Here is a 13,240-nt window from a genome sequence, read left to right as displayed (position 1 = left end):
ACCTCTAAGGCGCGACCATGCTGACGTACGTGGAGGGGGTTCGGTCGTCGTCTCACATTGCCGGAGCCAATGTCCGACTTCCACCCGTTGCGGACGCTGTGACCTAGGCCGCGAGCTTCGCCGGGGGCGCGACGGTGACGAAGCGTTCCGGCGGCTTCGGCCGCGTGCGGACCTTCTCGCCCTTCAGCCAGATGAACAGCGCTTCCCAGTGGATGGCGGCCATGGTCCCGATGGTCATCCACGGATGGGTTAGCCAGGCGCGGACGAGTTCGCGATCCGTCAGCTCGCGCCGCTCGCCGGCGAAGCTCGCCGCCAGCACCAGGCCCTCGGCGTCGGCGGTGTCGACGGAGACCAGCACGCGCGCCTCGGGCCGCAGGATCTTGAAGCTGTAGGACAGGCCCATGTCCATGAACGGCGAGACGTAGAAGCCCTTGGCGCAGTCCTGCCGGATCAGGGCGGCGTTGGGCGCCGGGATCAGGTAGCCGTGCCGCTCGCCGAAGGTGTTGTTCACCTCGTAGAGGATGGCCGAGAGCGTGCGGTTGGCGGCGTAGCAGAAATAGACCGTCAGCGGATTGAACGCCCGGCCGAGAATCTGCGGCATGGCCAGCATGCGGATCGGCCCGCCGGTGGGCAGGCCGGCGTCGGTGAGCATGGCCTCGACCTGCGCCTTCAGCGGCCGCCCGGAGCCGTCGCCGAAGCGGCGCTCGTCGAAGCCGAACAGGTTGAAGCGGCCGACGCCCAGGGTCTTCAGCCGAAGGCCGGGCAGTTCGTCCAGGTCGACCAGCAGCATGAAGATCCTGTAGGCGAGCTTGTGCGGCCGCGGCTTCAGCCGGTTGTGGCTGACCAGGCCCGCATAGAGCCCGGACGCCAGGGTCACGCCGCGGCCTCCACCGAGGCTGAGAGCCGGCCGGTCACGTGGATGCGGCCGCTCTCGCCATCGACCGTCCAGGGACGGCGCACGCCGCCCAGCTGTTCGGCCACCGCCAGCCCGGCCTGCAGGGCGTCCTCGTGGAAGCCGTGGCCGAAGTAGGAGCCGCAGAACCAGGTGTGCCTGGCGCCCTGCAGGCCCCACAGCTCGCGCTGGGCGGCGATGGCGCCGGCGTCGAACAGCGGATGCTCATAGACCTCGGTCTTGATCACCGCCTCGGGCGCGATCGGCCGGGTGGGCTTCAGGGTGACGAACAGGTCGTGGTCGGACTTCAGGCTCTGCAGCCGGTTCATCCAGTAGGTGACGCAGCCGTCCTCGGCGTCGTTGCGCCGGCCGATGTGGTTCCAGCTCGACCAGGCCGCCTTGCGCTTGGGCATCAGGCTCTTGTCGGTGTGCAGCACCGTCAGGTTGCGGCTGTATTTGAAGCAGCCGAGCACGCGCTTCTCCTCCGCCGTCGGATCGTCGAGCAGGCTGAGCGCGGTGTCGCCGTGGGCGGCGATCACCACCTCGTCGAAACGCTCCACATGGCCGGTGACGTCGCGCACCTCGGCGCCGCCCGCCAGGCGCTTGACGCCGGTGACCCGCACGCCGGTGCGCGCCTCGCCCTGGAAGGCTTGCGTCAGTTGGCGGACATAGGCGCGGCTGCCGCCTTCGACCGTGCGCCAAAGGCCGCGGCCGAAGACGCTCATCATCCCGTGGTTCTGGAAGAAGCGGATCAGGGCGGCGGCCGGATAGGCGCCGATGGCGGCCAGCGGCGTCGACCAGATGGCCGCGGCCTGCGGCAGCAGGTGGTCGTCGCGGAACGCCTGGCAGTAGCCCTTCTGGGCCAGGTAGTCGTCCAGCGACGTCAGCGGCGCCTCGAGCGCGGCCAGGTCCTTCGGCCCGTGACGATAGAAGCGGATGACGTCGCGCAGCATGCCCCAGAACCGGGCGGAGAAGATGTTGCGCTTCTGGGCGAACACCCCGGCCATGCCGAAGCTGGAATATTCGAAGCCGCCGTCGTCCAGGCTGACCGACAGCGACATGTCCGCGGGGATCGAGGCGACGCCCAGGTGGCCCAGCAGGGCGGTGAAGTTCGGATAGTTCGGTTCGTTGTAGACGATGAAGCCGGTGTCGACGGGCGTCACGCCGCCCTGATGGTTCGGCGCCTCGGCGGTATTGGCGTGGCCGCCCAGCCGGCCGTCGGCCTCGAACAGCACCACCTCGTGCTTGCGCGACAGGAGCCACGCTGCGGACAGGCCGGCGATCCCGCCCCCTACGACTGCGACCCGTAGACGACGTTCATCGGTATCGAACACGCCTGAACCCCTTGGCCAACGCAGGCGCGTCCCCCGGGGATAGCGCGCCTCTTTGAGCTACGGGAGGCTTCCCCCAGCGGATGCATCCGGGCCAAGGTATGACCGCGTATCGCCAAAGTGGAAAGTGCCTCCGGCATGCTCTGGGTCCTGAGCCTAACGGTGCTCGGCTTGATAACGGTCGTGATGCTGGGCGCGTGGGCATTTGGCCTGTCAACGCGCAACGGCGGCTGGACGGACGTCTTCTGGACCTTCGGTTCCGGGATCGTGATGGCCGGCGCCGCGATGGGGTCGATATCCGGCTTCGATGCGCCGCCGGCGCGCCGATATCTCGTCGCCATGCTGGTGGTGGTCTGGGCGATCCGCCTGGGCGGCTACCTGGCCCCGCGCGTCGCCCATCACGAGGACCCCCGCTACGCCAGGTTCCGCGCCGACTGGGGCAAGGACTACGCGCGCAACATGCTGTTCGTGACCCTGCCGCAGGCGCCGGCCACGGCCTTGCTGTCCCTGTCGGTGCTGATCGCCGCCGCCGCGCCCGGGCCGCTGGGCCTGCGGGACGCCATCGGCCTGGCGATCTTCGCCGCCGCCATCGCCGGCGAAGGCGTGGCCGACGAGCAGATGCGCCGCTTCAAGGCCGCGCCCGCGAACAAGGGCAAGGTGGCCGAGGTCGGCCTGTGGGGCTGGTCGCGGCATCCGAACTATTTCTTCGAATGGCTGGGCTGGCTGGCCTATCCGGCCATCGGCCTGCAGCTCGCCCAGCCGGTCACCTGGCTCAGCCTGAGCGCGCCGGTGGTGATGTTCCTGCTGCTCACCAGGGTCAGCGGAATCCCGCCGCTCGAAGAGGCGCAGCTCGCCTCCAAGGGCGAGGCCTATCGCGACTACCAGGCGCGGGTCAGCGCCTTCGTGCCCTTGCCGCCCAGAGCTCCCTGAAGGACCCGCATGAGTCTCGTCTCCGCCGCCCTGCTCGCGTTCGAGGGCGCCTCGCTTCCCGACCCGGTCCGCAAGGCGGCCATCGAATTCCTGGTGTCCGGCGCGCGCCGGCAGGCCGCCGCGGCCGGGCCCGACACCGACGCCCAATTCGCCCGCGAGATGGCCACCCGTCCGATCGCCGAGCACACCGACGCGGCCAACGAGCAGCACTATGAGGTGCCGGCCGAGTTCTTCCTGAACTGCCTGGGCCCGAACCTGAAATACTCCTCCTGCCTCTACGAGCCGGGCGACGACCTAGGCCAGGCGGAGGCCCGCGCGCTGGCCGAGACCTGCGCCCACGCCGGCCTTGCGGACGGCCACGCGATCCTGGAACTGGGCTGCGGCTGGGGCTCGCTGTCGCTGTGGATGGCGCGCCACTACCCCAATTCGAAAATCACGTCGGTCTCCAATTCGGCGAGCCAGGGCGCGTTCATCCGGGCCAAGGCCGCCGCCGAGGGGCTGGCGAACCTGACGGTGGTCACCGCCGACATGAACGACTTCGCGCCATCGGAACGCGGCGCCTACGACCGGGTCGTCAGCGTCGAGATGTTCGAGCACATGGCCAACTGGCGCGCCCTGCTGGGCCGCGTGAAGACCTGGCTGAAGCCGGACGGGCGGCTGTTCGTCCACATCTTCACCCACAAGACCGGCCCCTACCGCTTCGACGTCGAAAACGAGGCGGACTGGATCGCCCAGCACTTCTTCGCCGGCGGCGTGATGCCTAGCCACAAGCTGATGCGGCAGTTCCCCGACCTCTTCGAGGTGGAAGAGGACTGGCGCTGGAGCGGGACCCACTACGAGAAGACCGCGCTGCACTGGCTGGAGAACTTCGACCGGAACCGCGCCGAGATCGATCCGGTGCTGCGGGCGGTCTACGGCGACAAGGCGGTGCTGTGGCGCCGGCGCTGGCGGCTGTTCTTCCTGGCCACCGCCGGCCTGTTCGGCCATCGCGGCGGGGACGAGTGGGGCGTGAGCCACTACAGATTGCGGCCCTCCTAGCCCCTTCGATCCGTCATCCCCGGGCTTGTCCCGGGGATCCATAAACGCGAGCGTTCGAGGTTCTCTCCGGATATTCGGTGTTCATGGGTGGCCGGGACAAGCCCGGCCATGACGGTGGATTGAGAGTGAGATGCTCAAGTACGCGATCACCTACCTGGGGACCGGCGTCGCCGTCGCCATCCTGGATGCGATCTACCTGACCGTGGCCGGGCAGAGGGTCTACCGGCCGCTGCTGGACTATGCGCTGGCCGACCAGCCGAACCTGTCGGCCGCGGCGGTCTTCTACCTGGCCTACGTCCTGGGGATCCTGCTGCTGGCCATCCTGCCGAACCGGGCGGCGAGCCTTGGCAGGACCGCCCTGACCGGGGCGATCCTGGGCGCCTTCGCCTACGCCACCTACGACCTCACCAACCAGGCGACGCTGAAGGTGTGGGCGACGAAGATCACCGCGATCGACCTCTGCTGGGGGACCTTCCTGACCTGCGTCGGCGCCAGCGTCGGCGGGCTGGTCTGGCGTTGGGCGGAGAAGCGATTTCCCTGATTTTTCGGGCCCTGGATAAATCCTGACGCTCGCTGTCAGCTTTAGGCGGCCATAAGCCCCGCGGACATCAATGCGAGGCTTCCCATGCTCATCCGGACCATCACCGCCGCCGCCCTGCTGATCGCCGCGGCGCCCGCCGCCGCCCAACCCCTGCCGCCGCACGTCTTCCCGCCCCGGGTCGCCGCGCCGGCGACCCACGACGGCGCCCACGACTTCGACTTCCTGCTGGGCGACTGGAAGGCGCATGTGAAGCGCCTGCCCGACCGGCTGGTGGGGTCGAGCGCCTGGGTCGAGTACGACGGCACGGACAGCCACCACTCCGTGCTGGGCTCGGCGGCGAATTTCGAGGAGTTCGAGGTCGACAGCCCGAACGCGCCGCCCGGCGCGATCAAGCACATCCACGCCCAGACCCTGCGGCTCTACAACCCGACCTCGCGCCAGTGGAGCATCTATGGCTTCGACCTCGCCGCCGGGACCATGGACCTGCCGGCGGTCGTGGGCGCGTTCCACGACGGGCTCGGCGAGTTCTACAACCAGCAGGACTGGAAAGGCCGCATGGTGCTGGTGCGCTACCAGTGGGGCCACAAGGGCCCGGACGACGCCCACATGGAACAGGCCTTTTCCCTCGACGGCGGCAAGACCTGGGAGGTCAACTGGATCTGCGACCTGGTGCGCGCCAAGCCCCGCTAGGACGGCCGCACCGCCTCCCAATTGTCGCCTGCTTCGGGGCGTGTGATGGTGGCCGCGAGGGCGCCGGAACGCCGAGCCAGGCGCGGATTATTTCGTCCCGCCTCCGGCCGCCTCCAACAGCATCAGCGCGCCACCCATTGCGGCGCCGGGAGGAATTGAATGGACGAGGTGAAGGAGCGCGTGAGCCTGGACGACCGGCTGAACGAGGCCGCGACCCGGGGCATGACCATCGCTGTCTGGGCCGACCTCAAGCCCGACGCGACCTTCATCCACGATCCCGACGGCAAGACCCACAGCTGGGGCAAGGTCAACGCCCAGGCCAACCGCATCGTGCGCCTGCTACGCGCCCAGGGGCTGAAGCCCGGCGACGCGGTGGCCCTGGTCTGCTCGAACCGCGCCGAGTTCGTCGAGGTGCTGGCCGCGACCCAGCGCGCCGGCTGGCGGATCACCCCGGTCAACTGGCACCTGACCGCCGACGAGATCGCCTACATCGTGGGTGACTGCGAGGCCAAGGCCGGCTTCTTCGACACGCGGGTCGGCGCATCGGCCGCCGCGGCGGCCCAGTGCCCGGGGCTGAAGGTCAAGGTGGCGATCGGCGGCAGCCTGCCGGGCTTCCTGGGCTACGAGGCGGCGCTGGCCGGGCTGGACGGCTCGGACATCGAAGACCCGACGCTCGGCAACGCCATGATGTACACCTCCGGCACCACGGGGCGGCCCAAGGGCGTCTATCGCGCCAATCCGATCGTGCCGATCCAGGCGCTCTACGCCATGCGCGGCTACGACCACGAGACCTCGGTGCAGCTCTGCGCGGGCCCCGCCTACCACGCCGCCCCGCTGGCCTTCGACGTGCGCGGATCGATGGGCGCGGGCTGCGAGCTGGTGTTCGCCGACAAGTGGGATTCGGAGTGGATCCTGAAGACCATCGAGGGCAAGCGCGTGACGCACATGCACCTCGTCCCGATCATGTTCCAGCGACTGCTGGCGCTGCCGGAAGAGGTCAAGGCGGCCCACGACCTCAGCCATGTGAAGTACATCGTCCACGGCGCGGCGCCCTGCCCGCCCGAGGTCAAGATGGCGATGATCGACTGGTTCGGCCCGGTGCTGAACGAGTACTACGCCGGCTCCGAGGGCGGCGCGGGCTTCGTGATCTCCGCCGAGGAGTGGCTGAAGAAACCCGGCAGCGTCGGCAAGCGCCCGGTGCTGCTCGGCTCCAAGATCCTCGACGACGAGGGCAATGAGCTGCCGCCCGGCATGCCGGGGAAGATCTATCACCAGCTGCCGCCCGGCGGCGGCTTCACCTACTACAAGGACGAGGCCAAGACCCAGAAGAGCCGGGTGGGCGACTACTTCACCCTGGGCGACGTCGGCTACTACGACGAGGACGACTACCTGTTCCTCACCGGCCGCGACGCCGAGACCATCATCTCCGGCGGGGTGAACATCTACCCGCAGGAGATCGACAACGAACTGATCAAGCACGAGGCGGTGGAGGACTCATCCACCGTCGGCATCCCGCACGACGAATGGGGCGAGCAGGTGCGCGCGGTGATCCTGCTGAAGGACGGCTACGCGCCGTCCGACACGCTGGCGCAGGAGATCCTCGACTTCGCCCGCGCCAGCCTGCCGGGTTTCAAGGTCCCGCGCGGCGTCGACTTCGTGACCGAGCTGCCGCGTTCCGAGGCCGGCAAGATCCAGCGCAACAAGGTCCGGGCCCCCTATTGGGAAGGCCGGGCGCGGCAGATTTGACGCTCGCGCGCCAGGCCCGTCGGGGACGTCTAGGCCGGGACGTTACGCGGCCTCGGCCATCAGATTGCCTATTATTCATTTGCACAAATAGGTCATGCGCCCTTCCCTGGCCTCGTTTCGGGGGAAGGGGATAACCATGGCTGAGCCGCGCCCGGCGTTCCTTGCGCGAAAGCCCGGCCTGCGCTGGCTGATCTGCGGCCTGCTGGGCCTGGTCGGCCTGGCCGCGATCCTGGCGGGCTTCATCGTCACCCAGGGGCGGCAGGACCTGCGGCCGATCCTGCTGGTCGGCGACGTCGCCTTCTTCCTGGCGTCCCTGGTCGCGCCCTTCGGCGGACGCCGGGCGGATCCGATGGGGATGGCGGTGCTGTTCGTCCTGCCGGCCGCGCTGATGGCGCTGATGAGCCTGAAGCGGATCGCGTTCACCGATCACCTGCAGTTCGCCCTGATCCTGGGCGCGATGGCCATGGGACTCCTCATGGCGGCGGCCGTCCGCAGCCAGGACCGCTGGGTTCCGGCCCTTGGCCTGGCGGCCTGTGGGCTGGCGATCGCCGGCGTCGCCGCGAACTTCCTCGCACCCTGGGTGCTCGACCAGCGGGCCTTCGTGGACCAGACGCGAACCGTCGCGCCCTTCAGCTTCCACAACCTCGACGACGGGACGGCGGTCACCGCCGCCGACCTGAAGGGCAAGGTGGTGGTGTTGTCCTATTGGGCCACCTGGTGCACGCCGTGCCTGGCGGAGATGCCGCAGATCGCCGCCCTTCGGCGCCGGTACGCCACCGACCCGCGCGTGCGGATCATCCCGATCAACGCCAACGACAGCGGCGACAACGCCGACAAGGCCCGCGTCTTCCTCCAGCGCCACGGCTTCGATCCGCAAAGCGCCATCGACGACGTGCCCTCGCCCGGCCGTTCGAAAGGGCAGGCCGGCGTCAACCTGGGCCTGAAGGTGGTGCCGACCCTCTACGTCCTGGACCCCGACGGGCAGGTGACGGCCACCCACGTCGGCTATGACGCCTCGGAGCACCTGGTCCCGGCGCTGGCCGCGCGGATCGACAAGCTGCTGGCCGCGCCGAAAAGCTGACGATCGAGGGGAGCTGCGGGGGCATGCCAAAGCTGGTCGAAGTTTCGGCGTTGCGGCTCAACGTGATGCGGGCCGGCTACCTTGTGTTGTTTGGAGGGCTGGCCTCCTCGGAATGGCCCGGCCTGATCCACCCTGAGGGCTGGACCTCATCGCACGGCGTGGCCTCCAGCCTGCTGGCGGCCATGTCGGTGCTGGCGGTCCTGGGACTTCGCCATCCGCTGCAGATGGCGCCGTTGCTCTTCTTCGAACTTGTCTGGAAGGCGATCTGGCTCGTCGCCATCGGACTGCCGCGGTGGCTCGCCCACGACGTGGACGCCTATACGCAGCGGCAGACCATCGTCTGCCTGGCCGCGATGGTGATCGTTCCGCTTCTCATCCCCTGGCCATACGTGGTCGCGACCTATGTGACGAAGCCCGCCGATCGATGGCGCTAGCGAGGAGGACGCGATGACGGTCCAAAACCTGTCCGCGATCATGGGAACGGTGCTGATTGTCGCCGGGCTCGCCCTGGTGGGCATCCGCACATGGGTCCGCACGGAGGGCTCTGAAAAGAGCGTTCAGGCCGGGGCTTTGCTGATCGTGGTCGGCGCCGCCCTGCTGGGGCTGTCCCTGTTCGCGCCCCACGCAAGATAGGACCGGACGCGGAAAAGACGGATCGATCGCCTGCTGGCGCAGGCCTGGGAAAAGCTGACACCCAGAGTCACTATTCCGCGCTAGGCTGACCGCATGCAGGCCAGCCGCCTCCTGTCGATCCTCTTGCTGCTGCAGACCCGTGGGCGGATGACCGCCCAGGCGCTGGCCGAGGAGTTCGAGGTCTCGATCCGCACCATCTACCGCGACGTGGACCAGCTTTCGGCGGCCGGGGTGCCGGTCTACGCCGACCGCGGCCGGACCGGCGGCTTCCAGCTGCTGGACGGCTACCGCACCAAGCTGACCGGCCTGACCGCGGCCGAGGCCGAGGCGCTGTTTCTCTCCGGCCTGCCGGGCCCGGCGGCCGACCTGGGGCTGGGCGAGGCCATGGCCCAGGCGCAGCTGAAGCTGCTGGCGGCGCTGCCGGCCAGGGGCGAGCAGCCGCGGCTGGGCGCGCGGTTCCACCTCGATCCCATCGGCTGGTTCCGCGGCGCCGAGCCCATCGCCATCCTGCCGCAACTCGCCGAGGCGGTCTGGGGAAGCCGGATCATCCGCATCCGCTATGAGAGCTGGACGGACACGGTGGACCGCGAGCTGCAGCCGCTCGGCCTGACGCTCAAGGCTGGGGTCTGGTACCTGGTCGCCGCCGCCAGCGAGAACGGGATCGGGGGCAAGCCGCGCACCTATCGGGTCTCCGCCATCGAGGCGCTGGCGCTGACGGAGCAGGCCTTCGAACGGCCCGTTGGGTTCGACCTGCCGGCCTACTGGAACGCCTGGGCCGCCGATTTCGAGGCGCGCATCCAGCGCGGCCAGGCGGTCCTGCGCCTGTCGCCGGAGGGCCTGCGCCGCCTGCCGCGGCTCAGCGCCGCCGCCAAGGCCATGGCCGAGGAGACCGCCGGTCCGCCCGACGCGCAGGGCTGGGTCACGGTCACCATCCCCATCGAGATCGACTCCCTCGACCACGCCGCCGACGAGATCCTGAAGCTGGGGCCGCACGCCGAGCTGCTCGGCCCGCCGGACCTGCGGGCGCACATGGCCCACATCGTCGAGGAGATGAAGGGGCTCTACGGCCCCACGGACGCCGCGAGGGGCGCTAAGGGCCGGTCGGGACCGGCATCACCGGCATGACCTCCACGCTATCGCCCGGGAAGATCGAGAAATGCGGGTGGCCCTCGAACAGCCTGGCCGCCGCCTCGGCGGACTCCGCCTCGATGACGGTGTAGCCGGCCACGAAGTTGCTGGCGTCTTCGATGCCCTTTGGGGAGACCCGCTTGGTCTTGCCGAGCGGCCCGCCGGCGTCGACGACGATGTCGGCGTGGTCGGCCATCCACTGGCCCCAGGCCGCCATGCCGCGGCCGATCTGCTCCGGCGTCGGCGGGTTCGCCTCGCCGCGCCTGTTGGCTTCCACCGATCCCATGTAGAGCGCGATGAACTTCGCCATACCGTCTCCTCCTTGGCCGCCGCGACCCTAGCATGCCCTCTGCGACGGGGCTGCGAAACACCGCGACACCAAGCGTGTTTTGGCTTGGCCGCCCGACGCATGGCATAGGCCGCGCCCAATTCGCCAAGGTTCGGCCGGAGTGCTCCCATGATCCCGTTCATCGACCTGCAGGCGCAGCGCAAGCGCCTGGGCCAGCCGCTGGAGGATGCGATCCTCAAGGTCGTGCGCTCGGGGGCCTACATCATGGGGCCCGAGATCGCCGAGTTCGAGCGCCAGCTCGCCGCGTTCGGCCAGGCGCCGCATGCGCTTTCCTGCGGTTCGGGCACCGAGGCCCTGGTGCTGCCGTTGATGGCCTGGGGGATCGGACCGGGCGACGCGGTGTTCTGCCCCTCCTTCACCTTCGCGGCGACCGCCGAGGTGATGCCGCTGGTGGGCGCCTCGCCGGTGTTCGTGGACATCGACCCGGACACCTACAACCTCGATCCGGAAAGCCTGCAGGCGGCGATCGAGGCGGTGAAGCGCGAGGGCAAGCTCAATCCCCGCGCGGTGATCGCCGTCGACCTGTTCGGCGGGCCGGCCGACTATCCGGCGATCCAGCGGGTGTCCCGCAAGCACGGGCTGAAACTGATCAGCGATTCCGCCCAGGGCTTCGGCTGCGCGCTCGGCGGCCACCATCCGATCCACTGGGCCGACGTCACCACCACCAGCTTCTTCCCGGCCAAGCCGCTGGGCTGCTACGGCGACGGCGGCGCGGTGCTTTCCAAGGACGCCAGGTTCCACGACCTGCTGGTCAGCCTGCGCGTCCACGGCCAGGCGGTGAAGTCGGACATCGAGGGTAAGAGCTTCGAGCACGACCCGAAGTACCTGAACGTCCGTATCGGGATGAACTCGCGGATGGACACCATCCAGGCCGCCGTCCTGATCGAGAAGCTGAAGATCTTCGAGGACGAGATCGCGGCCCGCAACCGCGTCGCCGACCGCTATGCCGCGGGCCTCTCGGACCTGGTGAAGACGCCGACGGTCGTCGAGGGCGGGGTCAGCGTCTGGGCGCAGTACACCATCGAGGTCCCGGAGGGCGCCAAGGGCGGCCGCGATGCGCTGGGTCCCCACCTGCGCGAGCAGGGCGTTCCGACCGCGGTCTACTATCCGATCCCGATCCACAGGCAGGGCGTCTATTCGGCCTATCCGACCGCGCCGGGCGGCCTGCCGGTGACCGAGGCCAAGGCCGGCCGGGTGATCAGCCTGCCGATGCACCCGTACCTGACGGAAGACGACCAGGACCGGATCACCGCGGCGATCCGCGCCTTCGTGAAGGCCAACGGCTGAGCTGCCGACCGGCGTGACCGCGGCCGGAATCCCTACGGAATCCCTCGCAGGTTGAATCCCCTGTCGGGCGAATATTAACCTTGTAAGGTCGCAGCCCGCAGTTGTGTCAGTACATTCAGTGGGGGCAGTATGAACAGCAAGCTTATCGCCATGGCCACGGTCGCCGTGGCGCTCGCCGCCGGCGCGTCGGCCCACGCGGGCGAACTCATCGTCAACGGCGGTTTCGACGCCGACAACCCCGGGGCCGCCGCCCCGGTCGGCTGGACCCTCACGCAGGCGGCTAGCGGTTCGGACTTCTTCGTCGGCACGCCTCCGTTCTTCAGCGCTCTCAGCGCGCCCAACACCGCCAACTTCGGGGCGTTCGGCGATGGCGACGATGTGCTCAGCCAGGTCATCGCGACGACGGCGGGGGAGGACTACACCTTCAGCTTCGACCTCGCGCACATCGGCCTCGACGCCAACGATTTCTCGGCCAGCTTCGACGGCGCCACCCTGCTCAACAAGGTGGACAACGCCGACTTCAACTTCACGCACTTCTCCTTCGCCGTGACGGCGACCAGCAACGCGACGACGGTGTCCTTCGCCGGTCGGGAAGTGCAGGACTGGTACGAGCTCGACAATGTGAGCGTCACCAGCGTCACCGTGCCGGAGCCGGCGACCTGGGCGCTGATGATCTGCGGCTTCGGCCTGGCGGGCGCGGCCCTGCGCCGCCGCCGCGCGCTCGCCTGACCGCCCTGAGGTTCACAGCGCTGTAAGGGCCGTCCCACGGGGCGGCCCTTCTTCGTTGCGGGCCGGATCAGGCCCAGTAGGGCGCGAGGTCCTTGGCGTAGGCCTGGCCCTGGGCCACGCCGGCGCGGGCCGCGTCCGGCCGGCGGCGGAAGTCCATCAGGTTGGGGCCGAAAGCGGCGATGCTGGCCTCGTCCGGGGCGATGGTGACCACCGTGGCGCCGCCGTCCTTCAGGGTCTCGATCTCCTCGTTGAAGCGGGCGGCGATCCGCTCGCCCAGCGCCCCGCCGGCCGCGCCGAGCCGCACCGCGATCACCAGCACCAGATCATGGCCGGCCGCCATGTCGGCGTTGGTGGACGAGCGCATGCCGCCGTCGATGTAGCGGCGGCCGTTCAGCGTCACCGGCGGATAGACGCCCGGCACGCTGCAGCTCGAGGCCACCGCGCGCACCACGCCCACGCCGGACTTCGCGGTCCAGAGCTGGAAGGCGCCGGTCTCGGCGTCCACCGCCGTGCAGGCGTAGCCGCGCTCCGGCCAGTAGCCCTCCGGCAGGCCCGCGAAGCTGCGGCCGAAGCTGGCGATGAAGGTCGCCTCGTCGATGGTCTTGGCCTCGAGCGCCCACTGCCCGATCTCGGCGCGCACCTCGGCCGGATTGCGCAGCCCGTCGTGGGCTTCGGCCATCTTCTGCATCAGGAAGCCGAGGTCGGCGGGCGGGCGCTCCGACCCTCCGCCGCGCGGGGCCTGGGCGCGCTCGGCCTCCGCCAGGATCGGCTCGGCCAGGTCTTCAGCCAGCTGGCCCATCGCAAGCCTGGCGCCGACAAACGAGCCCGCCGAAGTGCCCAGGACGAAGTCCGCGCGGCCGAGGTC

15 protein-coding genes are annotated in these 13,240 nt (G+C 69.4%); 11 read left to right on the top strand and 4 right to left on the bottom strand.

Annotated elements, in window-relative coordinates; all coding sequences use genetic code 11:
* Positions 1-103 precede the first annotated feature (103 nt).
* Positions 104-877, bottom strand: coding sequence for a DUF1365 domain-containing protein (locus VGL85_RS11410; RefSeq protein ID WP_331589061.1), 774 nt, complete (start codon positions 875-877; stop codon positions 104-106).
* A complete protein-coding gene (locus VGL85_RS11405; protein ID WP_331589060.1) occupies positions 874-2,226 on the bottom strand; it encodes an NAD(P)/FAD-dependent oxidoreductase in 1,353 nt (450 codons plus the stop codon). Before VGL85_RS11405 ends, VGL85_RS11410 begins: the two co-directional genes overlap by 4 nt.
* A 135-nt stretch (positions 2,227-2,361) precedes the next feature.
* Between VGL85_RS11405 and VGL85_RS11400 the strand changes: the two genes are divergently transcribed.
* The 9 genes from VGL85_RS11400 to VGL85_RS11360 all read left to right on the top strand — a co-directional run bounded on the left by VGL85_RS11400 (position 2,362) and on the right by VGL85_RS11360 (position 10,007).
* Complete coding sequence (locus VGL85_RS11400) at positions 2,362-3,153, top strand: DUF1295 domain-containing protein (RefSeq protein ID WP_331589059.1); 792 nt, start codon at positions 2,362-2,364, stop codon at positions 3,151-3,153.
* 9 nt (positions 3,154-3,162) lie between these two features.
* Positions 3,163-4,191 (top strand): cyclopropane-fatty-acyl-phospholipid synthase family protein, encoded by a 1,029-nt coding sequence (locus tag VGL85_RS11395; RefSeq protein ID WP_331589058.1) that lies wholly within the window; start codon positions 3,163-3,165, stop codon positions 4,189-4,191.
* Positions 4,192-4,321: 130 nt separating this feature from the next.
* Positions 4,322-4,732 (top strand): DUF2177 family protein, encoded by a 411-nt coding sequence (locus VGL85_RS11390; protein WP_331589057.1) that lies wholly within the window; start codon positions 4,322-4,324, stop codon positions 4,730-4,732.
* Positions 4,733-4,816: 84 nt separating this feature from the next.
* Positions 4,817-5,422: a hypothetical protein gene (locus VGL85_RS11385; protein WP_331589056.1), complete on the top strand. Its 606-nt coding sequence runs from the start codon at positions 4,817-4,819 to the stop codon at positions 5,420-5,422.
* A 159-nt stretch (positions 5,423-5,581) separates the two neighbouring features.
* On the top strand, positions 5,582-7,168 hold the full coding sequence (locus tag VGL85_RS11380) for an AMP-binding protein (protein ID WP_331589055.1): 1,587 nt from the start codon (positions 5,582-5,584) through the stop codon (positions 7,166-7,168).
* Positions 7,169-7,304: 136 nt separating this feature from the next.
* The gene (locus VGL85_RS11375; protein ID WP_331589054.1) at positions 7,305-8,249 is read left to right on the top strand and encodes a TlpA disulfide reductase family protein; all 945 of its coding nucleotides are present in this window, start codon (positions 7,305-7,307) and stop codon (positions 8,247-8,249) included.
* A 23-nt stretch (positions 8,250-8,272) separates the two neighbouring features.
* Positions 8,273-8,683 (top strand): hypothetical protein, encoded by a 411-nt coding sequence (locus tag VGL85_RS11370; protein ID WP_331589053.1) that lies wholly within the window; start codon positions 8,273-8,275, stop codon positions 8,681-8,683.
* A gap of 13 nt (positions 8,684-8,696) precedes the next feature.
* Positions 8,697-8,882, top strand: a complete 186-nt coding sequence (locus VGL85_RS11365; RefSeq protein WP_331589052.1) for a hypothetical protein — start codon at positions 8,697-8,699, stop codon at positions 8,880-8,882.
* A 93-nt stretch (positions 8,883-8,975) separates the two neighbouring features.
* Positions 8,976-10,007: a helix-turn-helix transcriptional regulator gene (locus tag VGL85_RS11360; protein ID WP_331589051.1), complete on the top strand. Its 1,032-nt coding sequence runs from the start codon at positions 8,976-8,978 to the stop codon at positions 10,005-10,007.
* On the opposite strand, the gene VGL85_RS11355 is transcribed toward VGL85_RS11360, so the two are convergent.
* Positions 9,973-10,320, bottom strand: coding sequence for a hypothetical protein (locus VGL85_RS11355; RefSeq protein ID WP_331589050.1), 348 nt, complete (start codon positions 10,318-10,320; stop codon positions 9,973-9,975). The genes VGL85_RS11360 and VGL85_RS11355 overlap by 35 nt on opposite strands.
* Positions 10,321-10,467: 147 nt before the next feature.
* Here VGL85_RS11355 and VGL85_RS11350 point away from each other — a divergent pair, with 147 nt between their 5' ends.
* Entirely contained in the window at positions 10,468-11,646 is a 1,179-nt protein-coding gene (locus VGL85_RS11350) for a DegT/DnrJ/EryC1/StrS aminotransferase family protein (protein ID WP_331589049.1), read from the top strand.
* A gap of 129 nt (positions 11,647-11,775) precedes the next feature.
* Positions 11,776-12,375: a PEPxxWA-CTERM sorting domain-containing protein gene (locus VGL85_RS11345; RefSeq protein ID WP_331589048.1), complete on the top strand. Its 600-nt coding sequence runs from the start codon at positions 11,776-11,778 to the stop codon at positions 12,373-12,375.
* 67 nt (positions 12,376-12,442) lie between these two features.
* Here VGL85_RS11345 and VGL85_RS11340 read toward each other — a convergent pair.
* A partial coding sequence (locus VGL85_RS11340) for a patatin-like phospholipase family protein (RefSeq protein ID WP_331589047.1) occupies positions 12,443-13,240 on the bottom strand: 798 nt, incomplete at its 5' end.

The organism is Phenylobacterium sp. (assembly GCF_036501465.1).
In the GTDB taxonomy this organism is placed as follows: domain Bacteria; phylum Pseudomonadota; class Alphaproteobacteria; order Caulobacterales; family Caulobacteraceae; genus Phenylobacterium.
This window is presented reverse-complemented; position numbering and strand designations above follow the sequence as displayed.

Bases quoted from the DNA above. Each gene is read 5' to 3' on its own strand.
- VGL85_RS11385 (WP_331589056.1), top strand. From the start codon at position 4,817: ATGCTCATCCGGACCATCACCGCCGCCGCCCTGCTGATCGCCGCGGCG.
- VGL85_RS11355 (WP_331589050.1), bottom strand. From the start codon at position 10,320: ATGGCGAAGTTCATCGCGCTCTACATGGGATCGGTGGAAGCCAACAGG.
- VGL85_RS11380 (WP_331589055.1), top strand. From the start codon at position 5,582: ATGGACGAGGTGAAGGAGCGCGTGAGCCTGGACGACCGGCTGAACGAG.
- VGL85_RS11370 (WP_331589053.1), top strand. From the start codon at position 8,273: ATGCCAAAGCTGGTCGAAGTTTCGGCGTTGCGGCTCAACGTGATGCGG.
- VGL85_RS11395 (WP_331589058.1), top strand. From the start codon at position 3,163: ATGAGTCTCGTCTCCGCCGCCCTGCTCGCGTTCGAGGGCGCCTCGCTT.
- VGL85_RS11350 (WP_331589049.1), top strand. From the start codon at position 10,468: ATGATCCCGTTCATCGACCTGCAGGCGCAGCGCAAGCGCCTGGGCCAG.
- VGL85_RS11390 (WP_331589057.1), top strand. From the start codon at position 4,322: ATGCTCAAGTACGCGATCACCTACCTGGGGACCGGCGTCGCCGTCGCC.
- VGL85_RS11400 (WP_331589059.1), top strand. From the start codon at position 2,362: ATGCTCTGGGTCCTGAGCCTAACGGTGCTCGGCTTGATAACGGTCGTG.
- VGL85_RS11345 (WP_331589048.1), top strand. From the start codon at position 11,776: ATGAACAGCAAGCTTATCGCCATGGCCACGGTCGCCGTGGCGCTCGCC.
- VGL85_RS11360 (WP_331589051.1), top strand. From the start codon at position 8,976: ATGCAGGCCAGCCGCCTCCTGTCGATCCTCTTGCTGCTGCAGACCCGT.
- VGL85_RS11375 (WP_331589054.1), top strand. From the start codon at position 7,305: ATGGCTGAGCCGCGCCCGGCGTTCCTTGCGCGAAAGCCCGGCCTGCGC.
- VGL85_RS11365 (WP_331589052.1), top strand. From the start codon at position 8,697: ATGACGGTCCAAAACCTGTCCGCGATCATGGGAACGGTGCTGATTGTC.